The sequence below is a fragment of the Halomarina oriensis genome, assembly GCF_009791395.1.
GTDB lineage: Archaea > Halobacteriota > Halobacteria > Halobacteriales > Haloarculaceae > Halomarina > Halomarina oriensis.
The window spans coordinates 14704-38283 of record NZ_WSZK01000016.1; the positions used below are offsets into that span (position 1 = coordinate 14704).

The following is a 23580-nucleotide window of genomic DNA, read 5'->3' on the forward strand; positions in this document are numbered from 1 at the left end:
GTCGTCAGTTCACTTGCCGTCGACGATGCCGAGCTGGAAGATCATCGGGTGCGTCGGCCGTGCGGTGAGAGACTGCGCGCCTTCCGGCGGGTACTTGAATTTGCTCGGATTGATCAACGCGGTGTAGACGTTCTCCGCACAGGAGATTTTCGGCACCCACCAGTTGGTCGCCCAGGCGATCTCGTCGAGGAGTTCCTGTTTCTCCTCGTCGCTGGTGCTGTTCAGTGCGAGCGCACGAATCGTCTCGTGGGGGTTGACCTCGATGCGCTCGTCGCTGTCGGGCTGCCCGATCGGCGGCACCTCGAGCACCTCCTCTTCGTGGCTCATGCCGGGCAGGTAGTCGTTGAGCCCGTCGCCACCGCCGACGGCGCTCCGTGGGCGCTGGTACATGAACGTCTCGGTGTTCGCCGGGCCGGGGCCGGCCCCACCGAACGACCAGCCGGGGGTCATCTGGTAGCCACGCTCTGCGGGGTCGGCGCTGAAGAACTCCGAGCCGGACGCGGTCGCGGTCTGCGTCGCGATGCCGAACTGGTTGAGGTTCGACGTGGCGACGTCGGTGGCCTTGACGTAGGTGTTGACGCTCGACGCAGTTCTGAAGCGGATGCTGAACTGATCGCCGTCGGGCGTTATCCAGTTTCCACCCTCTTTAGAGAACCCGGCGGATTCGAGCAATTGGGTCGCTTTCTCGGTGCTCTGCTCGTACGGGTTCAGCTGGTCCATTACCTCCTGGCTGACGTACTGTTCTTCCTGACTGGCGTTCATGCCCGTCATCACGTCGTCTTTGACCGAATCCGGCGACGGCATGAGCTGCCGGCCGACCGCCTTTCGGTCGATGACGTGGGCGAGCGCCTGTCGCACTTCGGGGATCTTGAACCACTCCAGACCCGCGTTGTCGCCCGCGACCTCCTCGGACCAGAAGTTGAACCAGAGCCCCTGGCCGAACCCGGTTGAGTAGGCGACGACCCGATAGTCATCAGAGATCGGTGGATTCTCCCGGCTGAACGGGCCAATACCGTACCCGCCATCTACGTTTCCGGCTTTGGACTCCTGCAACACTTTGTTGCTGTCGGGGGCGAACTTGAAGTTCACCTGGTCGAGGTTCGGCGTCCCCCAGTCGGTGATGTCGTCGTCGGTCGCGTCGGAGTACTGCTGTTGGACCTCCTCGAAGGGGTAGTTCTGGTGAACCTCCAGCACCATCCGCTGGGGGTTCGAACTGACGTACTGCAGCGCACCGGGGTAGATCGGATCCTCCCAGCGGAAGTCGTTCAGCGCGTTTCGAGCCTCCTGAATCTCCGAATCGCCCGAAGCGCTCGTAAACTGGTCGTGGTACTCCTGGAACGTCGGTGGGTGCGCCCAGAGGAACTCATAGAGGATTTCGTCGGCTGCGAACTCCGGTGCCAGCGGGGCGTTCAGCTCGAACGTGAGTTCGTGTTCGCCCGTCGCCTCGATGTTCTCGGTCCACTCGTACTTCGCGGCGACGTTTCTGCCGCCTTCGGCCACGAACTGTTCGAGTTCGTACTGGAAGATCCAGTCGTCGGCGGTGACGCTCTTTCCGTCCTGCCACTGGTGGTTCTCGTTGAGCGAGACGGTGAGCGTCTGCCCGTCGACCGTCCAGTCTCTGGCACCGATGCCGAAGACAGTCCCGGTGGAGTCGACCGCGTTCGTCATCCACAGAAACATCGACGAGTGAATCGGCCAGTCGCCGAGTGCCTCCGACAGCCGGTTGAACTGCACGTCCTGCGGGTTCGCGTCGGTGTAGGTGTTGTACGTCCCGCCACCGCCGCTGGTTCCGGTGTTGGTCCCGTCGTTCGTACCGGTTCCATCACCCGTATCGGTGCCCCCTGGACCGTCCGTGTTGGTTCCCGAGTTGCCGCTACATCCAGCGAGTGCGACTGCCGTCCCCCCTGCCGTGAGTTCGAGCACTCGCCGCCGAGAGAGCGGACCGTCTGTTCGGGAACCGGAATCTGTGTTATCTTTTGCCATGACTCTGGCCTGCATACGGCCATGCTCTACGGATATATAAAGTTAATCGAATAATTTTACCGGTCAGTGTGACGATTCCGACTTCACACCGGTCGAACCGGCCGTAGAACGGCTACGGACACCGTACGACCGTTCGAACGGGACGGGCGGGTTATCGGTCGGTTCGGTGACCGACCGGGTACTCGCCAACCGTCACGGGGAGTCGACCGCCAGGGGTCGCGCCGAAAACCGCTTCGACGGCCGCTTCGAGGTGGGTCAGACCGGTCGGCGTGTCGCTGCCGTACGCGGCCACTCCCGCATCAGTCTCGCGGATCGCCAGGTCGTACGGGAGTTCCTGGGCGACGGTTGCGACCGGCACGGACGACACGGCGAGTCGCTCGACCAGACGAAGCTGTCCGTCCGAGCGCCGCGGTCTCCCGCGCCCGGAGTGTGTCACGACCACGACACGGTCGACGTCGTCCGCGAGCGTCCCCGCCGCCGCGACCTCCGACTCTCCCGGGTCGCGCGAGGCCGCACGCCACGTGACGACGTCACCGTTGGCCCGGTCCCGAACCGCCTCCGCCACCCGCGTCACGGCGTCGGTGACGCCCGCGACGAGCGTCGTCGCGGCCGCGTCGGGGTCGAACGGCAGAACGCCGTCGTCGTGGACGACGGTCACGCCCTCCCTCGCGATGCGCGCGGCAGTTTCGCGGTGTGCCGGGGCACCGACGGTCGCCGTCGCGGCGAGCGGGTCGCGTCGCCGGCCGGCCGGCTTCCCCTGGCGGTCGAGCAGTCCGACGCGACGCTTCGCGTCCAGAACCCGCCGAAGAGCCGCTTCGACGCGCTCGGCAGGGAGGTCACCTGACCAGATCGCCTCGGCGATCGCCTCGACCGTTCGGACCTGCTCCTCGAAGGCGTTCTCGCCCTTCGAGACGGCGATCAGGACGTCGGCCCCCGCCGCGATGGCACGGACGGCAGCCTCCTCGCGGCCCCAGCCGTCCTTGACGCCCGCCATGTCCATCGAGTCAGTGACGATCAGTCCGTCGTACCCCAACTCCTCGCGGAGCAGCCCGGTCAGCACGGCCGGTGAGAGCGTGGCGGGGCGCTCGTCGTCGAGCGCCTCGGTGACGACGTGTGCGGTCATGATACTGTCGACGCCCGCCTCGATGGCTCGCTCGAACGGTGGGAGGTGAACCTCGTCGAGCGTCTCCCGGTCGGCGTCGACGACCGGCAGGCCGCTGTGTGAGTCGACGGTCGTGTCGCCGTGTCCGGGGAAGTGCTTGGCCGTCGCGAGCACGCGGTCGTCGGCCCCACCACCGCGGTAGCCCTCGACGGCGGCCGTGACGAACGCCCCCACTCGCTCCGGCCGTTCGCCGAACGACCGGACGCCGATGACGGGGTTCTCGGGCGTGGTGTTCACGTCGGCGACCGGCGCGAAGTTCCAGTGAACGCCCATCGCTCGCAGTTCGCGGGCGGTGACGGCCGCGGCGGTTCGGGCGTTCGCCGGATCGCCGGTCGCTCCAAGCGCCATCGCCGTGGGGAACGCGGTTCCACCCTGACTCCCGTCGCGTGCGGTCGGTGGGAGGTCGCCGGTCTGCAGGGGCATGCTGCTGGCCGACCCGTCGGCGAAGTCGCCGGTGACGAGCAGTGGTAGGCCCGCACTCGACGCCGCGGCGTACTCCTGAAGACGGTTCGTGAACGCCGCCATGTACGCCGGGTTGTTCGGCGTGCGGACGATGGCCGCTCCGACGCCGTACTCGGCGAAAATTCGGCGCTGCTCGGATTCGCTCAGGAACTGCGGGAGCGACACGACGAGTTGGCCGGCGAGTTCGCGGGGCGAGAGCTCGTCGACGAGACGGTCGACGGCGTCCCCGCTGCCGGTGTCCTCCGTGGTCTCGCGGTCGCTCATCGGTCGCCACCCGCTTCGCCCGTCCGCTCCCGAAGCGTCGCACCGACCGGCTCGCCCCGCAATCGGTCGGTCACCGCCCCGTCTTCGATGGCGGCCGCGAGGACCCCGAGGGCCTCGTCGTAGACGGTGAGCGTTCGCGCTACGTCCGCGTCGGTGTGGGAGTAGTTCGGGAGGTGTGTCCCCGCGAACAGCACGCCGCGGTCGAGACACTCCTGTAAAAAGAGGCTCTTGCAGTGTCGTGCGGACGCGCCGCCGGCGCTCTCGAACGAGACGGCCGACCGTGGAGCGTAGCCGCGAGCGGTCGTCACCTTGCCCAACCCGTGGGCCGCCGCGCGCTCGGTGTAGCCGTCGCGGAGTGCCTCCCCTTGCTCGTGGAGGTGCTCGACGACCGGCACCTCCCTCAGAACCGAGAGCGTCGCGTTTGCGGCCGCGAGTGAGACGGCGTCGCCAGCGTACGTCGACGAGAAGAAGAACCCCTCGCCGTCGATGGTTCGCATCACGTCCGCGCGACCGGCGAGCGCGGCGAGCGGATAGCCGTTGGCCATCGCCTTCGCGAAACACGCGAGGTCCGGCTGGACGCCGAAGAACTCCCCCGCCCCGCCGAGCGCGAACCGGAAGCCCGTGAGCACCTCATCGTAGACGAGTAGCGCGTCGTGTTCGTCGCACAGTTCGCGCAGTCGGGTGAGAAACTCGTCTTCGGGCGGGTCGAGGTTGACCGGTGTCGTGACGACCGCCGCGACGTCGTCGGGGTGGTCGTCGAAGATGGCCTCGACACGCTCGATGTCGTTGTAGTCGAAGGGCTCGGTCAGGCCGCCGACCGCCGCAGGGATCCCTGCGTCCATCGCGGTCGCCGCCATCCAGACGTCGCCCCACCCGTGATAGCCCTGCGTGGCGACGACGTCCCGGCCGGTGTGCGCGCGGGCGAGTTTCGCGGCCGCCGTCGTCACGTCGTTGCCGTTCTTGGCGAACCGGACCATCTCCGCACACGGCACCACGTCGACGATTCGCTCGGCGACCTCGACCTGCAACGGATGTGGGAGCGAGAACAGCGAGCCGTCGCCGACCTGCGCCTCGACCGCCTCCGTGACGGCCGGGTAGTCGTGGCCGAGCACGATCGGTCCCAGCGAACTCACGTGGTCGATATACTCGTTGCCGTCGACGTCCCAGACGTGACTTCCCTGGCCGCGTTCGAGATGGGTCGGCGCGACACCTTGCACCCACCGCGTCGGTCCCTTGCTGTTCGTCTGTGCTGCCCCCGGAATCACCTGCCGTGCCCGGTCGAGCAGTGCGCGAGAGCGGTCGAGGGATCGGTCAGTGTCGACCGACCCGGTCGAGTCCTGCGACATTGCCACCGGGTGAGAGGCGGCCGGGGTTAAGTGTTCGTGACGTGGTGACTGCCCACACGGACGGAACGCTTTAGCGCCCCCTCACCGTCGGTGGCGACGATGACGATGCAACCGGCCCTATACAGCAGAGTGCTCGGCAACCACACGGTCGAGGACGCCATCTCGACTGCCGCCAGCCTGGGCTATCCGGGGTTCGATCTGATGGCACGCGCACCGCACCTGCCACCCGACGCCGACGACGCGACCGTCGACTCGCTCAAGCGAGCGCTCGACGACCAAGACCTCGGACTCGCCTGCGTGACGACGTACACCGGGGGCTACGTCGGTCGAACCGACGAGGAGTGCGAAGCCGACCTCGCCGCGCTCGAACCGTACCTCGAGTTCGCGGACGCGCTGGGCTGTGACCTGCTTCGCCACGGTCCGAACGGGCCGCCGCCGTACGAGGCGACCGACGACGAGTTCGAGCAGGCCGCTCGCTGGATGCGTCGGGCTGCGGACCTCGCCGCGGAGTACGACAAGCGACTCGGCATCGAGATCCACGCCGGAAAGCTCTGTGAGACGACCGACTCGACGCTCGACCTGCTGGCGCGCATCGACCGCGAGAACGTCGGCGCGCTCCACGACGCGGGCAACCTCTACATCGCCGACGCCCCCTACGGCGCGGAGAGCATCGACGCGCTCGGCGACCGCCTGTTTCACGTCCACGTCAAGGACCTCGAACGGGTCGATGACACCTCACATCCCGATATCTCGACGATCGGGACCCGGCACGGCGACGAACCGTTCCGCTCGACGCTGCTCGGCGAGGGGGCCGTCGAGTTCGACCGCGTGTTCGATGCCCTCGCCGACGCGGGCTACGACGGGTACGTCACCGCCGAGCGACCGCCACTGGCGGACACTTCGGGCGAGGCGGTGGCCGAACACGAACTGGCGGCGCTGAACCGACTCATCGAGCGGGTAGAGTGAGGCGAATCGTCCCGACCATCGGGCGCCCGAGCCGGGTCAGTACTCCCGGTAACCCGGATTCTCGAAGGGGAGTATCTCCGGGCGGTCCTCGCCCGCCGCGACCATTCGGTTGGCGAGCCGTTCCAGCAGTTCGTCCGCCACCTCGCGGTACTCGGGACGACCGACGAGATTGATTCGCTCGGCGGGGTCCGCGCGCAGGTCGTAGAGGTACCGTTCGACGTAGGTGTCGCTCGACGGCTCGTCCATTCCCCCCTGCCAGCCGTCGATGGCGGGTGCGGCGATCGCGTACGTCCAGCGGTCGGTTCTGATGGCCCGGCCGATCTCGGACTCGCTGATCTGGACGAACGCCTCGTCGCGCCAGTCGTCGGCCCCGTCGCCGCCTGGGTCGTCGGTAGTTCGGAGCAGCGACAGGAGGCTCCGGCCCTGCATCGCGTCGGGCACGTCGATGGCGGCCGCGTCGAGCAACGTCGGTGCGACATCGACCAGTTCGACCGGGTCCTCGACCACTCCACCGTTGTCGAACCCCGGTCCGCTCATCACGAACGGGACGCGGATCGACGCCTCGTGGGCGCTGCGTTTGTACTCGCCGGGGCGCGTGCGGAAGTGACAGCCGTGGTCGCTCGTAAACAGGACGACGGTGTCCTCGCGCTCGTCCAGTCGGTCGAGCGTCTTGAGCAGTCGGTCGAGGTTCTCGTCGATGCGCCGGCAGATGCCGTAGTAGTCGGGCAGTTCGGCGTACCAGTCGCCCGGTCGTTCGCGGAGGTCCGGGGGAACCCACGGGGCGTCGTCGCGCTCGGCGTACCCCTCGGGGGCGACGAACGTCTCCATGTCGTTCTGGTGATGCGGTTCGAGATACGAGAGAAAGCAGAAGAAGGGGTCGTCGCTCGTGCTGACGGTTTCGAGTGTCTCGACGGCGTGGTCGGTGTAGGCGTCGACGCGGTAGCGGTCCTCGAAGGTGACGCGCTCGCCGTCGGCGTCGAACAGGTGGCCCTCGTACGGGTGTGAGGTGAACTCCGGAACGTCGGCGGCGACCCAATGGTCGTAGCCGCCACGCTCGCCGGGCGGGACGGGGTCGTCCTGTGTCCCCGCGAGGTGCCACTTGCCGACGTAGGCGGTCTCGTAGCCCGCCCCGTCGAACTGCCGGGCGAGTAGGTGGTCGGCGTCGTGGGGGAGCGGGACGCCGTTCTTCCAGCAGCCGTTCGTCGTCGCGTACTGACCGGTCTGCAGACAGGCCCGCGAGGGACCACAGAGCGGCTGGCTGGCGACGGCGTGTTCGACACGCGTGCCGCGGTCGGCCATCGCGTCGAGCGTCGGGGTCAGGTCCATCGGGCTGTCGTACGCACCGACCGTGTCGTGGCGCTGCTGGTCGGTCAGCACGACGAGGACGTTGGGTCGTTCGCTAGCTGTCATGCCACGAGCGTGGCCACGGGACCGTATAAATCCCGTCGCCAGGTCGCTCGTTCCCACCGGCGACAGAGCTTTGTCGCCGCTCACCGACCGCCCGACCATGCGCCCCACGCGCGTCCTCTCGATAGCGCTCCACAACCCGACCGACAGCGACGACCCCGCAGAGCGGGTTCGCATCAACCTCGACAACATTACCGCGCTGCTGGAGCGCGCGGCGACGTTCGACCCGGACTTCGTCTGTCTGCCCGAGGCGGCGCTCCAGCACGCCTCGAACCACCTGCTCGATGACGTTGCCCAGCCGATACCGGGACCGGCGACCGAGGTCATCGGCGAACACGCCCGCGCGCTCGACAGCTACGTCCTCCTGCCGATGTACGAGCGCGACGGCGACAGCTTCTACAATGCGACGGCGCTCGTCGACCCGAGCGGGGAGGTGATCGGAACCTATCGAAAACTCGCCCCGACGCTCGGCGAGATGGCGGCGGGTATCACCCCTGGCGAGGAGGTTCCGGTCTGGGACACGCCGTTCGGTCGCGTCGGAATCCTCATCTGCTGGGACGCCCGATACGCCGAGGTCGGCACGGAGCTCGGCGCGAAGGGGGCGAACCTCGTCTTCTTCCCGACCCACGGCACCACCCACAACCAGCTGCGGACGTGGGCGCAGTACCACGGCTACCACGTCGTCTCCTGTGACAAGAACGACGCGAAGGTGTACACGCCACGCCGCGAGGTCACCGCCGAAGTCGGTGACAACTGGAAGAACCCCGAGGTCGAGGACATCGACCTCCACGGCGGCCGCGCGTGGCTCTCCTTTGCCGAACTCAACACCGACATGAAATCGTACGCGAAGGCTTCCGACACCGTCTGGACCTGGGGCAAGGAGGTCCAGCGCAAGTACGGCGGCAGCGTCGTCCTCGACGTCGCCCCCGGCGACGGCGTGTTCGTCCTCGAATCCATCGACGAGGACGTCTCGCTGGCCGACATCGAGGCGGACCTGGAGATGGAGACCACTCGCGGCTACGAGGACCGGACACGGGCGCGCATCCACGAGACCATCGAGGACTCCCCGTTGCGGCGACTCGACGAATGGCCCGACGTATGACGGTTGCGAGGAGAGCGGGCGAGCGAGCGGGGAGTTAAGAGGCCCGGCGCGGAACGCCGGAGTATGTGTACGAACGCGAACACGAGCGACGACACCCTGCGCGCCGCCATCGTCGGCGCGGGGCGTGTCGCCGAGCGACACGCCCGAAGCATCGATGACGACCCGCGTGCAGCGGTCACGGCGGTCTGTGACACCGATCACGAGAACGCGGCGGCCGTGGCCGACCCGCGAGACGCCGCGGTCTACACCGACTACGGGGCGCTGTTCGAGACCAAGGAGGTCGACGTCTGCTATCTGCTGACGCCGCCGTTCGTCCGGGCTGGCCCGGCCGTCGCGGCGGCCGAACACGGTATCGACCTGTTCGTCGAGAAGCCGGCGGCCGTTCGCCTCGACGAGGCCCACGAGGTGCTTCGAGCGGTCGAGGCGAACGGCATCGTCACCCACAGCGGCTACGACCTCCGGTACGCTCGCACGGTCGAGGCGGCCCACGAGCTCGTCGGCGACCGGACGCTCGGACTGGTCGACGCCCGCCAGTGGGCCGGCCTCCCGCCGGAGGGCTGGAAGTGGAAGCGCGAGACCGCGACGAGCTACCCCGTCCACATCGCCACCCACGCCTACGACATCGTCCGGTCGTTCGCGGGGGAGGTCGAGCGCGTCGCCGCCGTCGGCGACCACCAAATCGCCCCCGACGACTTAGAGTACGAGGACGCCGGATCGGCGTCGCTCCACCACCGCGACGGCACCGTCGGGCACGTCTCGCACGTCGCCTTCCGCCACGCCGGGAACACGCTCGACCTGCTCGGCGAGGGCTTTCACCTCCACGTCCACCGCAACGACAACGTCCTCACCGGCGAGGTCGACGGCGAGCCCGTCGAGGTACGCGGGGCCGATACGTTCCACGACCGCGAGCGGTGGGGTAAGATGACGCGGACGTTCCTCGACGCGGTCGAGACGCGCGACACGAGCGCGATCCGCTCGGACTACGCCGACGCGACCCGGACGCTCGAACTGACGGTCGCGGCGACCGAGGCGATGCGCGGGGACGGGGTGGTCGACCTCTCAAGCCGTCGGTGACCGCGCGTCCGGCGAACGTTCGACGGCGACGGCTACCGTTGCCGTCACCAGCAGGTTGAAACGACTCGCTGTTCCACAGCGAGCAATCGACGGTGCCCCAACGACGTGTCCGCTGACTCGACGAACGACTCTGCCGGTCACCCGAGTGACGACACGGCCGAGTCCGACCTGCTGCTCGGGGCGCTCCGGTCAGTCGCCCACGGCGCAGTCGTCGCTATCGTCGGCATCGGCCTGCAGAAACTGCTGCTGTTCGCGACCACCCTGTTGCTCACCAACGGGCTCGGTGTCGGTGTCTACGGCGTCTACGCCTTCGCCAACCGGCTCGTCACCTCGCTCGGGAGCTTCGCACTGCTGGGTGCGGAGGTGGCGCTGTTACGGTACATCCCGGAGGCCGACGGCGACCCCGCACGACGCGACCGCGTGTTCGGACTCGCGGTCGGCACCGTCGTTCTCGCCGGTCTCGGGGTCGCGGTCGTGCTGTACGTCCTCGCGCCCTGGCTCGGTAGACGGACCATCGACCACCCGCTGTTCGTCCCCGTCTTTCGGACGCTCGTCCTCGCGCTCCCGCTGCTCGGCCTCGTTCGGTTGACGGGGGACCTCCTGCGAAGCCTCGAGCTGATCGTCGACCAGACCGTCGTCGTCCGGGTCGCGCTTCCGGGGCTCCAGCTCTGTGCGGTCGCGCTCGCACTCGTCGTCGGGTTCGACGTCGTCGGACTAGCCGGAGCGCTCGTCGGAGCCGCGGCGCTCACGCTGGTGGTCGCGGTCGCGCTGGCCGCTCGCCACACGACCGTCCGACCCGCCGGCGGACAGTCCGTCGACGAGGTCGCACGCTTCGCCAACTACGCCGGCCCCGTCACGCTGGGGAAGGTCGGTGGAATCCTCCGCAACCGCGTTGACGTCCTTCTCGTCGGGGCGTTGCTGTCGGCGACAGCCGCGGGCATCTACAACGTCGCGCTGTTCCTGACGGGGTTCGTCTCGCTGTCGCTACTCGCGTTCAACCAACTGTTCCCACCGGTCGCCGCGAAGCTGTACGCTACCGACCGGCGCGAGGAACTCGATGCCCTCTACAGTGTGGCGACACGCTGGATATTCACCGGCGGGGTCGCCGTCGCGGTCGTCGAGTTCGTCTTTCGAAGCGAACTGCTGGCGCTGTTCGGAACCGCGTACACCGACGGTCGCGTCGTGCTGAGCGTCTTCGTCGTCGGCCAGGTTGTCAACTGTAGCGTCGGATCGGCCGGGTGGCTGCTCCAGATGACCGACCACCAGTATCTCAACGCGGCGAACAACTGGCTGCTCGCAGTGCTCAACGTCGGCGTCAGCTACCTGCTCGTGCTGGAGGTCGGCCTCGTCGGTGCGGCCGTCGGCACGGCGGGGTCGCTCGCGCTCGTCAACCTCCTCAGAGTCGCCGAGCTGTGGTATCTCGAAGGCCTCCAGCCCTACACGCGGCGGTTCGTCTTCCCGCTCGCGGCCGGGGGGGGTTACGGCCGCCGCGATGGCGGCGCTGAAGTGGGTGGTTGCCGGACGCCTGCTTCTCGTCGTGGGGGTCCCGGCAGGCCTCCTTACGTTCGCGGTCGTGCTGTGGGCGCTCGGTATCGAGGACCGCGACCGGCGGCTGTTCGCGGCACTCGCCACACAGTACCGACGGGCCGCGACCGACGACGAGTGACGGCCAGACGACGCGGCCGGTGCCGACCGTGACGGCAGCGACCGGTCACGATGGTGTCGACGACCCTGGTAGTTATAGGCACGCACGTCAAGACACGGACGAATGCACGTTTGCCAATTCAGCCACGCGACGGGCGACGGCTCCAGTCTCGGCGTCGTCGACGACGGCCAGGTGACGACTATCGACGCCGATGCGAGCAGTCTCGACGCCGCGCTCGTCGACCACGACTGGTCGTCGTTGCGGACGGCGGCGACCGGGTCGTCGTTCCCCGTCGACGACGTGACGCTACACGCGCCCGTCGACCGGCCGAGGAACCTCCTCGGCGTCGGGCTCAACTACGCCGGGCACGCCGAGGAGGGAGGGTACGACGTTCCCGAGGAGCCGGTGTTCTTCGCGAAGTCGCCGTCGAGCATCACCGACCCCGACGGGGCCGTGACGAAACACGACCTCGTCACCGACCTCCACTATGAGGGAGAGTTCGGGTTCGTCGTCGGCGAGACGGCCCGACGGGTCGATGCGGCCGACGCGCTCGACCACGTCTTCGGCTTCGTCGCGGGCAACGACGTGACCGCCCGCGACATGCAGCTCCGCGACCTCAATGCCGCCAACCCGTGGTACCGCTCGAAGAGCATGGACACGTTCACGCCGCTCGGCCCGTGGGTAACGCCCGTCGGGGAGGATGTCGACCCCGCGAGCGTGGCCATCGAGACGCGGCTGAACGACGAGGTCGTCCAGTCGTCGAACACCGACGACCTCGTGTTCGACGTTCCCACCGTGCTCGCATACATCACCGACCACGTCACGCTCCATCCGGGCGACATCGTCCTGACGGGTACACCCTCCGGTGTCGGGAGCATGGAAGCGGGCGACGAGGTGGTCGTCGAAATCGAGGGCGTCGGTGCCCTCCGCAACGAGGTGCGTACCCCGTGAATACGGCGTTCGGCGTCTCCCTCGCCGAGAACCGACGGGAGCTGCGCAGACGAGGTGAAACCGATGGGTGACCGCGTCGTCGACACACCCCAGTCGGACGTCGAGCGAGTGCGCGTCCACGGGAATCTCGGGGGCGAACGGGGGTCGTCGTGGGTGCAGTTCTCCGGCCGACCCCGGCCACCGACGTGTCTCGACCGTCTCGGCAAAGAGGTCGTCCCGGAGTTCACATGACGACGCCCACGACCCGAGTCGGGTACGTCGGACTCGACCACCATCACTGCCGGCCGTATCTCCGGAGTCTCGCCGAGACCGCCGCGACGGTGACCGCTGCGTGCGAGCCGTCGACGACGTTCGACTCGACGAGCGTCGAGGGACTGGGTGACGTTCCGGTCTACGACGACCCGGTCGAGCTGCTCGACGCCGAGGACATCGACGCGCTCTGGGTGACGCTGTCGAACGACGCGACGCCGGCGGTCGTCGAGGCGGCCCTCGACCGCGACGTCGACGTGTTCACCGAGAAGCCAGCTGCACGAACCGCGACCGACCTGGAGCCGTTGCTCGCGGCGGAGGCCGACAGCGACGCGACGGTTTGCGTCTCGTACCCATGGCGGGCGCACCCGCTCGCGGACGAACTCCGTCGGCGAATCGACGCCGGGGAGCTCGGCGACCTCCGCTCGTTCGACGCGCGGTTTTTCGCCTCGAAGGTCGCTCACCGGGACGCCGGCCACTACCTGTTCGACCGGGCGGCGAGTCGTGGGGGCATCCTCCAGTGGCTCGGCATCCACTGGCTCGACCTCTTCGGCTGGCTGTTCGAGGACCCGGTGACACGGGTCAGCGCGACGACCACGTACGGTACCACCGCCGCCGACGTCGAGGACGGCGGTACCGTCGTGTTCGAGACTCGCTCCGGGGCGATAGGGTCGCTCCGGGCGGGCTACTACCTCGGGCCGGACCGCTATGACACCCACGTCGGCGTCGTCGGCACCGACGCGACGGCGTCGTGGGACCCCATCGGCAGCGAGTTCGGGTTCGATGGCGAGGCGGCACTCGTCGTCGAACGGACGGACGGGACAGACGATACCCCTCGACGGACGGTTACCCACGAGTACACACCGACGCCGGGCTATGGCGGGGAGTGGGGCCTGGCCTTCATCGAACGGTTCCTCGACGCGCGTCGCAGTGGGGGCGAGGTGCCCGTCGACCTCTCGGACGCGCTGGCCGTCCTCCGCCTCCTCGACGCCGTATACGACGCCGCCGAGAGCGGCCGGTGGGTCGCCGTCGATGGAGTCTCCGACCACACCGCTCCCGCCTCGACACCGTTGGACGCGCGGAGAGACACGATGTAACCGGGCGGCGCGATTCGGCCCGTGTCAGTAGTACGGTTCGTAGTCGGCGAGGAACGCACCACCGTCGATGCGGACGTCGTCGAGGGGGTCGTCTCGCGTGCGCTCGGTACCGTCGTCGAGCACGGCGGCGAGTGCGAGGAGGAGTCGCCCCCCGTTGAGCAGTCGGTCGGTGTCGTCGACGGTGCCACGAACCGAGTCGAGAAACCGGTCGAGAAACCGCTTGTACATGGTGTCGTACCCGTCGCTCCCCTCGACGGCTCGTGTGCGTGTCCGGTCGCTGACGTCGAGAAACCCGAACGTCGCGCCGTCAGCGGGGCCGTCGAGACGGAGGGTCGCGACGGTTCCGCCGTCGAACACGACGTTCACGACGCTCCCAGGGCCGTCGATAGGGCGGACCGCGCGCCAGTCGCTGCCGGCGAGCAGTCGGGCGGTGTCGACGAGATGGCAACCGTAGTAGAACGGGTCGTCGTAGCCGGCGCAGTAGAGCGTCCGTCCCGGCCGGTCGGTCGGAAACACGGCGAGTTCGGGGTGGAACGGGAGCGCCGAGCCCCCCGACAGCGGCGTCCCCTCGGCGGCTCGCTCGATGGCGTCGACGTCCTCGACTCGGCCGGCGAGCGGTTTGTCGACGAACGTCGGCACGCCGGCGTCGAGAAACGGCACCGCGAGCCGCCGGTGGGTGTCCCAGTCGGCGGTGAGGACCATCGCGGCGTCGACCGTCTCGACCATCGCGGCGGGGTCGTCGTAGGCGGTCGCGCCGTAATCGGCACGGAACGCGTCGCGATACGCCCGGTCCCTGACCGCACCGCCGTCCCAGACGGCCGCGACGGTCGCGTCGTCACCCGCCGCCAAGTGGTCCGCGAACGCGGCGGAGTGACTCGTATCGAGTCCGACGATGCCGATATGTATCACGACTGGACCAGTCGGACCCGGCCAGCATGAACGTTGTCCCACGGTCTGACCGTCGGTGGTTCGGCGATGGCCGACAGATGTTCACGAGAGGTGAACTTAAGAGCCTGCGCCACCCAGTGCCGGTATGTCCGCACCAAAAAAAGACCATCGACGCGGTGCAACGAACGCTGCGGATTCTGGAGACGCTTCGCGAGACGGGCGGGGCAGGAGTGACGACCGTCGCGAAGGAGACCGGGTACTCGAAGGCCACGGTCCACAACCATCTCGCGACGCTGGAACACGAGGAGTACGTCGTGAGAACCGGTGACGGAACGTACGAACTCGGCTTCCGGTTCCTCGACCTCGCACACCACGCCCGCCGTCGTATCGGTATTTACGACCTGGTCCGCCGGGAGGTCGACAAGCTGGCAGCGGAGAGCGGCGAGATGGCCCTCTATACGGTCGAAGAGCACGGCTGGGGAGTGTGCATCTACCGCGAACTCGGCGAGAACGCCGTACAGACGCCACTGTACGTCGGGTACCGTTCGGCACTCCACCACACAGCCGTGGGGAAAGCCATCCTCGCATACCTTCCTCGAAGTCGGGTCGAAGCCATCATCAAACGGCGGGGGCTCACCGTCCAGACCGAGGACACCATCACCGACCCGGACCAGCTGTTCGACGAACTCGACGCCATCCGCGACCGGGGGTTCGCCTTCAACCGAGAGGAGACGATTCCGGGGCTGGTCGGGGTCGGAGCTCCCATCATCGGCCAAGGTGGGACCGTCGAGGGGGCGATTAGTATCATCGGCCCGGCCAGCCGGATGGACGAGGAGCGCTTCTACGGGGAGATACCGGACATGATAACCCGAAGCGTCAACATCATCGAAATCAACGCGACCTCGATCTGAACCGGCCGCAAGCGGACGACGTCCTCCCGAGCGGGTTCGTTCTCTGCCGAGGGGCTCGGAATCCAAGCTGTTTTGCAGTGTTAAATCGTTGTGGTTCTATAACCACCACAGGTCACGTCGGTTCGGCCAAAGTGAACGGTGTGTTCGTCGTGTCGGTGAGTAACAGACGTAGTACTGTGAAGACTGAGGCCACTTCACGGCCGAACGACCCGTTACCAATCGCCACTAACGGGCGTTTCGACGTGAACGTGTGTTTCTTACGGGTGAACAGGTAATCAAGGGGCCCGTCCGGTCAGCCGAGGCGCAGCGGCAAGCGAGGAGCGTCGCTGGAGAGACCGAGGGCCGAAGCAGCCCGTTCAGGCCCGCACCGAGGCCGGGTCCCACTCGTCGAGTGGGACGAACGCCTCGTCGTCGAACGGTGGCGTGACTCGTCGACCGAACGGCGCGTCGGTGACCGAACCGAACGCGATGCGACCCTCCTCGACGGCGAGTGCCGTGAACCCGTCGTCGTGTCGGCGGTAGAGGTCGCCGTGTTCCGAACCGACCGCTCCTTGGAGTGACTCGGGGAACATACTTAGCCCCCGGTAGTAGTGGTGGCCGTTGCGCTCGACGTCGTCGGCACCGATGGTGGCCATCACGGCGAGGTCCTCGACGAGTTCGACCGGCCCGAGCGTGGTCAGGTCTTCGCCGCTGATAACGAACTCGCCGTCGGCGTGCTGACGGCGGTATTCGACGAGACAACGGTTCGCGACGCCGACGAACACGCCCTTGCAGTTCTTGTGACTCGTGCCCGCGTACCCGCAGTCGAGTGCGCGGCCGAGGCTGTCGGGGCGGGCGTCGGACTCGTCGATGATGACCGGTGGGCCCTCCCAGTCGGTCAGGACGCGACGAGCTTCGTCGGTGAACGCTTCGTCGCGAGAGAGGGGTTGCTCGACGTATCGGAGCCGGTCGAAAAAGCCGTCGAGACCGGGCGCGTCGACGAGCGTCGCCCACTGCTCGGCGAACGTCCCGGCGCTCCCGTACTGTTCGTTTGCGTCGAGGGTGAACGCGTAGTCGTCGAGTCGGTCCTCGACGACCGCGCGGATTTCGCGCAGTCGTGTCGCGTCGCGGTCGACGTCGGCCGAGAGCTTGATTTTGAAGTGATCGATGCCGTCGCGCTCGATGTAGTCGGCGAGCGTCTGTGGAAGCCCGTCGTCGAGTCGGTCGCCGGCCGCGAGATCGGCGTCGACCAGCGGGTCGTCCAGCCCGACCGTGTGCCGAAGCGCGGTAGATCGGCACGGGTCGTCGGGGAGCAGGTCTGCGGGCGTTTCTCCGGCGAGGTCGTCGTAGATGAGACCGGGGTCGAACCCGAGCGTCCCATCACGGACGGCGGCGGCGAACGTCGTCTCGTTCGCGCGACAGACCGCGTCGACGACCGCCTGTTCGACGAGGCTCACTCCGTAGTTCCAGAACAGCGGCGGGTAGTCGGTGTCGGCCGCCCACTCGCGTTGGTGGTCGTACAGTGCCTGCCAGAAGCCGAACGCGGTGTTGGCCTCGACGTCGAGGGCCGCCTCCCACGCGGTACCGAACACGTCCAGCAGTGACTCGATACCCTCGACGAGGGAGAGGTCGGGGTCTTTCAGGAACCACATCGGGGCGAGTCCGGCCTGTGCGATGCCGTCGGTCGCCCGGCCGTCCACGTCAACAGAGAGCTCGAGGAAGAGGTGCGCTCCCTCGTCCACGACGACGTTGCCGAAGTGAAACGGCATCCGCTTCCGGAGATTGACGACGTACTGGTCCGCCGACTCGACACGAATGGTCATATCACACCACTGCTGGCGCTCACACATAAGCGTACGTCACACGGCCATCGACGCCTCGTTTCGTCGACTACCACGGACCGGGGGGGCAGGTGGACGGAGGAGTCGAACCGCTGGAACGGCTCGTTGTGGTCGTTGAGCCAGTAGCTATTCGGCGCTTGCTCCCGTCGAACGCGACGTATGGAGCACCTCACGGACGTCGTCGTCGAGCGGTTCGCGACGAACCCGCTGGTCACTCCCGAGAGCGACGACCGGATCGGGGCGAACGTCGACGGGCCGTCGGTCGTCGGGATTCCCGACTGGGTTGCGGACCCCCTCGGGCGGTACTACTGCTACTTCGCACATCACGAGAGTACGCATCAGACTCGCGTACGCGGACGACCCGCGCGGCCCGTGGCGGGTCTACACGCCCGGCATGCTGCCCCTCGACGCGGCCCGGTTCGCGGATCACGTCGCCTCGCCGGACGTGCACGTCAACCACGACGAACGGCGATTCAGGCTCTACTTCTACGGCTGCCCGGCGGCAAGCAGGAGACAGACGTGGCAGTGTCCGACGACGGCCTGGAGTTCGCTCCACTCGACCGCATCCTCGGCGAGACGTACTTTCAGGGGTAGGAACACGACGGCACCCACTACGCGCTCGCGAACGACAGCCACCTGTGGCATGGGCGTCACCCCCTCGAACCGTTTGAGTAGTGCCAGGAGTTGTTCCCGACGAACCGCCACTACGGGCTCCAGCGGCTCGACGACGACCTGCTCAGGGTGTTGTTGACGCGGCGGTTCGACCGGCCCGAGCGGGTCATGGTCGTGATACTCGACCTCTCGAACCCGGACGACGAGTGGCGCGCGAACCCACACTCGCCGGAGACCGTTCTCTGGTCTGACCGCGACTACGGGGGTGGCGACCTGCCGCTTGAAACGTCGGGGGACGGGGCGGCGTACGAACCGATGCGGGCACTGCGCGATTCGGCGGTGGTTGAGGGGAACGGCCGAACGTACCCCTACTACGCCGTCGCGGGCGAGCAGGGCATGGCCGGCGCGGAGATATACGAGCGTCGCTAGCGAGACGGGAGCGCCGAGCATCGAGAGGGACGACTCGCACTCCTTCCCGCTTCCGAATCCGTTCGGGAGGGGGTGTTCCCCTACATCGCGGAGTGCGCCGGAATCAATTCATCACTGGTGAACGATCTGATGTCGTATGTTAGCACTCGATTTCGGTTCTTCCGACAGGAGCCAATCAGTCCGGCTACGTCCTCCGTTCAGGCGCGTCGTCTGTCGATTCTGCTGGCGGACGTCGCCGATCGGAGTCGGGTCGACGACCGAGGGGTCCGGCCCAGCTGTTCCTCAGGAGTGAACACGCCGGTGAGGCGGGACCACATCACCGATACTACGGAGAGCATACGCAGGGTGTACGAATGACCGACGAAAGCCACCATCTGACCGGTGATAGACCGATCGACGACGGACGGCCGTCGAGTAAGGTCGCACGGCTCATCGACGAGTACGACCTCGGAGCGGCGTTCGGAGCAGATCTCGAAGCCCGGTGGACTGCCGACGGTGACGACCGGATGAGCCTTCGTGACCTCGCGGACCTGTTCAATCGGCACTTGCTCGCCGCCGCCACGGACGAGGCAGGTTAGACCACGGTCGACGGCGAAGTCGAGAACCTCTACCGACTGTTGACCGACGACGACGTGAGTAGCGGGGTGCGAACCGAAGCACATACACGCCTCGAACGGCCCGGCATCGACATCGACGCGCTCGGACGCGACTTCGTGACCTACCAAGCGATCCGGTCGTACCTGAAGAACGACCGGGAGGCGAGGTACGACCCGACTCCCGCCGACCGGGTGGAGACCGTCGAGCGGACGATTCGACGACTCCAGGCACGGACACGGTCGGTCACCGAACACAGCCTCGACCAGCTACAGGATACCGGTCGACTCGAGTTGGGGTCGTTCCGCCTCTTCGTGGAGATCGACGTGCTCTGTGAGGACTGTGGTGCGCAGTTCGGTGTCGTCGAACTGTTGGAGCGGGGCGGCTGTGCGTGCGGCCGAAAAGAATAACAAACGTAGTTTTGTTATAGAGTCGGTGCTGGGATTCGACGTCGCCTTCGGTTAGAGCTCGGTGATACGAGTGTAGTCGTCGTCCAGCGCTTGCGCGTCCTCTTCGAGGAGGGCGACGACGAGATACGGTGCGTAGTCGGCGACGTACTCGACGAGATCGGCGAGGCGGTCGGCATCGATCGCTTCCAGCGAGTCGAGGAGAACGAACGGGAGCGTCTCGTGAGCTTCGTGGACGAGGTAGCCGGCCAGCGCGAACACGAGACCCGTCACCTCACGCTCGCTCTCCGAGAGGTGGCCGACGGTGTCTTCGTAGGTGCTCCCCGACGCGGTTGACCGGACGACGTGGAGCTCAAACGCTCGCTTGTCCACCTTGCGACGGCCCTCGCGGACGGTTCGCTCAACTCGCTCGATCCAGATGCGTTCGAGATTGTCATACCCCAAGATGTCGAGGACCGCATCCATGTGATCGTTGAACTCCTCGATGGCCCGCTCCTCGATGCGGTCGATACGGGTTCGAAGTTCGGTCAACTGCTCGGAAAGCTCCTCACGCTGTGCGGTGAGCTGATCGACCGTCGCCAACCGGTCCTCGATGGCTCGGACGCGGTCGGTGGTGTCATCGCCGCCAGTTTCTCGCGGCGTGCGTCACGCAACTGAGCAAGGGTCTGCTCGATGCGCTCGGCGGCGACCTCGGAACCACAGGTCCAACAGACGACCGACCCGTCGTCGACCAGCTGGTCGGTCACTGAGCCCTCCGACGACACCCCGCCGTCGAGGGCGTCGCCGACCGTCCCCTCCACACCCTCCAGCAGCTCTTCGTTGAACGATATGACGTTCTGCAGGTCGCTCACCTGCGTTTCGAGCCGCTCCTTCCGGTCACGGAGCTGCGCGAGCGCCGTCTCCAGGTCTTCCGAGTCCTCGTCCTCCGGGTCGGGGAGGTCGTCGAGCGTCTCTTCGAGGTCGCTGTGCTCGGCGGTCAGCGAGTCGAGGCTCCCCCGTTGCAGGTCGATCTCCGAACGGACCTCCTCAACGTCGTCCCGACGCTCGCGGAGTTCGTCGAGGTGGGCCTCGAGTTCGGCCTTCTCGTCTCGTTCGTCCTCAACGGTCGTGTCGTGGGCCTCGATGGCCGACTCCTTGGCATCGAGGGCAGCACGTGCTTCCTCGATTTCGGATTCGAGGCTCCCTCGACGCTGTTCGAGAGCGGGAAGCTCGTCTTTCAGCGCGTCTATTTCGTCGAGTTCGTCGTCGATGCGGTCGCGTTCGGCTTCCAGGTGTTCGATGTCCGCCTGGATGGCTTCAGTGTCGACCGGCCGCATAATGAGGCCACGGAGGTCGGCTCCTCGCTCGACGGCACGCCGTGCGTCGTTGGATTCGAGGAGGAACGCGAACAGATCGGCGACCGTCGGGTCGTCGAGGTACGGGTCACCGCCGACGACGACATCACCGTTCTGTCTGGTGAGCGTTCTCGTATAGCGTTCGTCGCCGATTAGGAGCTCGACCGACCCGTCGGACGAATCGCCTTTGAGCGACGCCGCGTCGTCGCTCCCCAGTGCCAGCATGAGTCCCTTGAGAAACGATGTCCGATTGGTCGCGTTCCGACCGGCGAGAACCGTCACACCTGGGTCGAACGAAACCTCAGTGTCGTCAATTCCCCCGATGTTAGTCGCGCGGACGACGACCGACCCGTCGGTCACGCTTTCTGTACTCATACCAGCATTCGGAGCGGCGTCCATTTAGTAATACTGTTTTCGACGCCGTTCGCCCTATTCGTCGACGGAGCAGTCCCCGTCGGCGGCTTCGACGACGATAGCACGGAAGTCGTTGACGTTGGTGCCTGTCGGCCCCGTCGAGACGAGCGCCGATGCCTCGCTCAGGGCGGACAACGCGTCGTTGTTCGCCAGCGCCGCCCGGCTGGTCTGCAGGTCAGAGAGCGTTCCCGGACCCACGAGCCCACCGGCAGCGTCGGTGCTTCCGTCGTTTCCGTCGGTGTCGGCCGCGAGAAACGCGACCCGGCCCGTGACGGGCGCCGTCGTCTCGGCTAACTCGATTCCCACCGCCAGCGCACACTCCAAGTTCGGTCCCCCCTCACCGGTCCCCTGGACCGTCACGGTCGTCTCCCCACCCGACAGCACGACCGCTGGCGGCGTGACCGGGTCGCCTGTCGTTACGAGCTCCTCGGCGATGGCCGCCTGCGTGGACGCCGCTTCGCGAGCCTCGCCTCGAACGCTACCAGAGAGGACCAGCGGCTCGTACCCCCGGTCGCGCGCGACGGCTGCAGCCGCGTCCAAGCCCGTCCGCCCCGTCACCAGCACGTGCGTCTGGGCGGTCTCGAACGCCGGGGCGTCGGCCGTCGGCGTCTCGGGGCGGTCACCGGTTGCTCCCGCCGACAGAACGGCCTGCACGCTCGACGGCACTGCGAGGTCGTAGCGGTCGAGAACGTCGAGCGCGTCTCCGTACGTCGATGCGTCCGGAGCCGTCGGGCCGCTCCCGATGACGCTGGGGTCGTCGCCAACGACGTCGCTGAACACGATGCCGACGAGCGTCGCCGGACTGGCAGCCCGCGCCAGCCACCCGCCTTTGACCAGCGAGAGGTGCTTCCGAACGACGTTTATTTCGGTGACTGTCGCACCGCTCCGAAGTAACAGGTCGGTCGTCTCCCGGAGCGCGTCGAGGTCGACGTCCGGCGGCGGTGCGACGAGGAGCGCGCTCGCACCGCCCGTGATCACCGCGAGGACGAGCGTCTCCTCGTCGGCCGCGGACACCAGCTCGTGAATCCGTCGACCGGCGTCGAGTCCCGCCTCGTTCGGGACGGGATGTTCCCCGATGACGTACTCGATGCGGTCGCTCTCACCTCCGATAGACCCGACGACCAGCCCGCGACTGAGGCGGTCGCCGAGACGGTCGGCCAGCGCGTCGGCGACTCCTGGTGTCGCCTTCCCACTCCCGACCACGACGATTTCATCGTACTCCGAGAGGTCATAGCGGCTCTCATCGACTGATAATACGTCCCCATCCATCGAGAGACACTCAGCGACGACGTTTACCGGGAGGGTTTCGGCCACCGCTGCCTGGAAACACTCCACTGCAGTTTCTTGAGGTGAACCCATGGCAACGTCGGCCCGAACGTCTAGGTGAGATAGCACGTCACGTGTCATTTGGCCACACGACACAGTACTAGAGCATAAGAACGTCGAAGGAGTCACAAAAAGGGGGACTGGGCTATCGGAAGGCTCTGGAACGGTGGCGTGCGTTTGAGAGTGTCCACTATATAAAGCAGATGTAGCAGCAGCTGTATGTCTCTATTTTTATGTTTTAGTATATAAACCTTGTTATCTCGTTCGACGGTCGCCCCATCAGGGGTTTTCGACCACGCGAGGACATCACCATCCTCGAAGTCGAATTTGAATGGCACGATTTACTCCATCGACCCCTCGGGCGACGCTGATTGGTCGTTCGCTCTTCCCGTTTCGACGGCCTGAAGTCGCTCGTCGAGGTCGTCGAGCCGCGCTCCTGTTCGAGTGCAAACGGCGATTATCACCGGGAACAATGGCGTCTCGTGGTTGAGATGGCCCCCCGCATCGGCGTACTCGCGAGCGTAGGTGAACAGCCGGTCGAATCACGGTTGGTCTCGGCGACGGAGAGCCCGCCGGTAGTCGCCCCAGCGCTCTTCGATAGCCCGCAGGACATCGCGGAACGTCGCGTTGGTACGACCCATCAGTCCAGCACCGCCTGTCGGAGTCGGACCCGTGCGTGCTGGCGTTCGTCGACGATACGCGCCCAGAACGCGAGCGTTGTCTGGACGTAGCTTTGCTCACGGTAGACGAGTGTCTCGAACCCGTCACCGACGAACCGAGGGCCTCCGCGCGCTGGCTACTTCTGGTTTGCTCCAGCAGAACGAGAACGACCTCTACGATCTCTCGAACATCGGTCGGGAGTTCCTCGTTGACGACCTGGACACCGACGAGGTCGAGGCCCTGGACCCGTCGGCAGACTCCTAATCGCCGGTCGGACTGTGCAACTGGAGTGACCATCCTGCCTGATAGACGGAGGGAGCGCCATATGAGCGGCGGGGAGGGCGTGCCAGATGAGCCAGAAAGCGTGACACACCAACGCCGACGTGAACTACACCGGGTGAGCCAGTCGATTCATCCTGGCAGGTGGGTTCGCCAGAAGTGATGCCAGAATGCGGTTCGGAGTCTAACCAATGCGTT

Annotated in this window: 17 protein-coding genes and 3 pseudogenes; 11 read left to right on the top strand and 9 right to left on the bottom strand. The window is 66.8% G+C overall.

Annotated elements, in window-relative coordinates; all coding sequences use genetic code 11:
• Nucleotides 1-9: 9 nt before the first annotated feature.
• From GQS65_RS10975 to GQS65_RS10985, 3 genes are all read right to left on the bottom strand, one after another.
• Nucleotides 10-1923, bottom strand: a complete 1914-nt coding sequence (locus GQS65_RS10975) for an ABC transporter substrate-binding protein (protein WP_158204696.1) — start codon at nt 1921-1923, stop codon at nt 10-12.
• 211 nt (nt 1924-2134) lie between these two features.
• Nucleotides 2135-3871, bottom strand: a complete 1737-nt coding sequence (locus tag GQS65_RS10980) for a glycoside hydrolase family 3 protein (protein ID WP_158204697.1) — start codon at nt 3869-3871, stop codon at nt 2135-2137.
• Entirely contained in the window at nt 3868-5217 is a 1350-nt protein-coding gene (locus GQS65_RS10985; RefSeq protein WP_158204698.1) for an aminotransferase class III-fold pyridoxal phosphate-dependent enzyme, read from the bottom strand. Before GQS65_RS10985 ends, GQS65_RS10980 begins: the two co-directional genes overlap by 4 nt.
• 99 nt (nt 5218-5316) lie before the next feature.
• Between GQS65_RS10985 and GQS65_RS10990 the strand changes: the two genes are divergently transcribed.
• On the top strand, nt 5317-6183 hold the full coding sequence (locus GQS65_RS10990) for a sugar phosphate isomerase/epimerase family protein (RefSeq protein ID WP_158204699.1): 867 nt from the start codon (nt 5317-5319) through the stop codon (nt 6181-6183).
• 36 nt (nt 6184-6219) lie between these two features.
• Here the strand turns inward: GQS65_RS10990 and GQS65_RS10995 are convergent, their stop codons facing one another.
• A complete protein-coding gene (locus GQS65_RS10995) occupies nt 6220-7593 on the bottom strand; it encodes a sulfatase-like hydrolase/transferase (RefSeq protein WP_158204700.1) in 1374 nt (457 codons plus the stop codon).
• A 97-nt stretch (nt 7594-7690) separates the two neighbouring features.
• Between GQS65_RS10995 and GQS65_RS11000 the strand changes: the two genes are divergently transcribed.
• From GQS65_RS11000 to GQS65_RS11025, 6 genes are all read left to right on the top strand, one after another.
• Nucleotides 7691-8692 carry a carbon-nitrogen hydrolase family protein gene (locus GQS65_RS11000; protein WP_158204701.1) on the top strand — a complete coding sequence of 334 codons (1002 nt, stop codon included), beginning with the start codon at nt 7691-7693 and terminating at the stop codon, nt 8690-8692.
• A 63-nt stretch (nt 8693-8755) separates the two neighbouring features.
• On the top strand, nt 8756-9766 hold the full coding sequence (locus GQS65_RS11005; protein WP_158204702.1) for a Gfo/Idh/MocA family protein: 1011 nt from the start codon (nt 8756-8758) through the stop codon (nt 9764-9766).
• A 105-nt stretch (nt 9767-9871) separates the two neighbouring features.
• Entirely contained in the window at nt 9872-11464 is a 1593-nt protein-coding gene (locus GQS65_RS11010) for a lipopolysaccharide biosynthesis protein (RefSeq protein WP_158204703.1), read from the top strand.
• A gap of 70 nt (nt 11465-11534) precedes the next feature.
• Nucleotides 11535-12362 (top strand): fumarylacetoacetate hydrolase family protein, encoded by an 828-nt coding sequence (locus tag GQS65_RS11015; protein ID WP_158204704.1) that lies wholly within the window; start codon nt 11535-11537, stop codon nt 12360-12362.
• Between the two features lie 63 nt (nt 12363-12425).
• Nucleotides 12426-12593 (top strand): hypothetical protein, encoded by a 168-nt coding sequence (locus GQS65_RS11020; protein ID WP_158204705.1) that lies wholly within the window; start codon nt 12426-12428, stop codon nt 12591-12593.
• On the top strand, nt 12590-13708 hold the full coding sequence (locus tag GQS65_RS11025) for a Gfo/Idh/MocA family protein (protein ID WP_158204706.1): 1119 nt from the start codon (nt 12590-12592) through the stop codon (nt 13706-13708). The genes GQS65_RS11020 and GQS65_RS11025 overlap by 4 nt, the downstream gene beginning before the upstream one ends.
• A 24-nt stretch (nt 13709-13732) precedes the next feature.
• Here the strand turns inward: GQS65_RS11025 and GQS65_RS11030 are convergent, their stop codons facing one another.
• Complete coding sequence (locus tag GQS65_RS11030; protein ID WP_199268452.1) at nt 13733-14617, bottom strand: Gfo/Idh/MocA family protein; 885 nt, start codon at nt 14615-14617, stop codon at nt 13733-13735.
• 155 nt (nt 14618-14772) lie between these two features.
• Between GQS65_RS11030 and GQS65_RS11035 the strand changes: the two genes are divergently transcribed.
• Nucleotides 14773-15507 (top strand): IclR family transcriptional regulator domain-containing protein, encoded by a 735-nt coding sequence (locus tag GQS65_RS11035; protein WP_368280072.1) that lies wholly within the window; start codon nt 14773-14775, stop codon nt 15505-15507.
• Nucleotides 15508-15863: 356 nt separating this feature from the next.
• Here GQS65_RS11035 and GQS65_RS11040 read toward each other — a convergent pair whose 3' ends face one another.
• Complete coding sequence (locus GQS65_RS11040; protein WP_158204708.1) at nt 15864-17309, bottom strand: enolase C-terminal domain-like protein; 1446 nt, start codon at nt 17307-17309, stop codon at nt 15864-15866.
• Nucleotides 17310-17486: 177 nt separating this feature from the next.
• Here GQS65_RS11040 and GQS65_RS11045 point away from each other — a divergent pair, with 177 nt between their 5' ends.
• From GQS65_RS11045 to rdfA, 3 genes and pseudogenes are all read left to right on the top strand, one after another.
• Nucleotides 17487-17921 carry a hypothetical protein gene (locus GQS65_RS11045; protein ID WP_158204709.1) on the top strand — a complete coding sequence of 145 codons (435 nt, stop codon included), beginning with the start codon at nt 17487-17489 and terminating at the stop codon, nt 17919-17921.
• 90 nt (nt 17922-18011) lie between these two features.
• Nucleotides 18012-18368 (top strand): hypothetical protein, encoded by a 357-nt coding sequence (locus tag GQS65_RS11050; RefSeq protein ID WP_158204710.1) that lies wholly within the window; start codon nt 18012-18014, stop codon nt 18366-18368.
• Nucleotides 18369-18721: 353 nt separating this feature from the next.
• Nucleotides 18722-19372 (top strand): annotated as a pseudogene (rdfA, locus tag GQS65_RS11055) (rod-determining factor RdfA).
• Between the two features lie 51 nt (nt 19373-19423).
• On the opposite strand, the pseudogene GQS65_RS11060 reads toward rdfA, so the two are convergent.
• The 3 genes and pseudogenes from GQS65_RS11060 to GQS65_RS21660 all read right to left on the bottom strand — a co-directional run bounded on the left by GQS65_RS11060 (nt 19424) and on the right by GQS65_RS21660 (nt 23084).
• Nucleotides 19424-21078, bottom strand: a pseudogene (locus GQS65_RS11060) (archaea-specific SMC-related protein).
• A 54-nt stretch (nt 21079-21132) separates the two neighbouring features.
• Entirely contained in the window at nt 21133-22476 is a 1344-nt protein-coding gene (locus tag GQS65_RS11065; RefSeq protein WP_158204711.1) for a glycerate kinase type-2 family protein, read from the bottom strand.
• Nucleotides 22477-22784: 308 nt separating this feature from the next.
• Nucleotides 22785-23084, bottom strand: a pseudogene (locus GQS65_RS21660) (hypothetical protein).
• Nucleotides 23085-23580 lie beyond the last annotated feature (496 nt).

Coding starts and splice junctions, on each gene's coding strand:
- GQS65_RS11040 (WP_158204708.1), bottom strand. CDS start 17,309: ATGACCATTCGTGTCGAGTCGGCGGACCAGTACGTCGTCAATCTCCGG.
- GQS65_RS11045 (WP_158204709.1), top strand. CDS start 17,487: ATGGAGCACCTCACGGACGTCGTCGTCGAGCGGTTCGCGACGAACCCG.
- GQS65_RS10985 (WP_158204698.1), bottom strand. CDS start 5,217: ATGTCGCAGGACTCGACCGGGTCGGTCGACACTGACCGATCCCTCGAC.
- GQS65_RS11065 (WP_158204711.1), bottom strand. CDS start 22,476: ATGGGTTCACCTCAAGAAACTGCAGTGGAGTGTTTCCAGGCAGCGGTG.
- GQS65_RS10995 (WP_158204700.1), bottom strand. CDS start 7,593: ATGACAGCTAGCGAACGACCCAACGTCCTCGTCGTGCTGACCGACCAG.
- GQS65_RS10990 (WP_158204699.1), top strand. CDS start 5,317: ATGACGATGCAACCGGCCCTATACAGCAGAGTGCTCGGCAACCACACG.
- GQS65_RS10980 (WP_158204697.1), bottom strand. CDS start 3,871: ATGAGCGACCGCGAGACCACGGAGGACACCGGCAGCGGGGACGCCGTC.
- GQS65_RS11005 (WP_158204702.1), top strand. CDS start 8,756: ATGTGTACGAACGCGAACACGAGCGACGACACCCTGCGCGCCGCCATC.
- GQS65_RS11025 (WP_158204706.1), top strand. CDS start 12,590: ATGACGACGCCCACGACCCGAGTCGGGTACGTCGGACTCGACCACCAT.
- GQS65_RS11020 (WP_158204705.1), top strand. CDS start 12,426: ATGGGTGACCGCGTCGTCGACACACCCCAGTCGGACGTCGAGCGAGTG.
- GQS65_RS11015 (WP_158204704.1), top strand. CDS start 11,535: ATGCACGTTTGCCAATTCAGCCACGCGACGGGCGACGGCTCCAGTCTC.
- GQS65_RS11000 (WP_158204701.1), top strand. CDS start 7,691: ATGCGCCCCACGCGCGTCCTCTCGATAGCGCTCCACAACCCGACCGAC.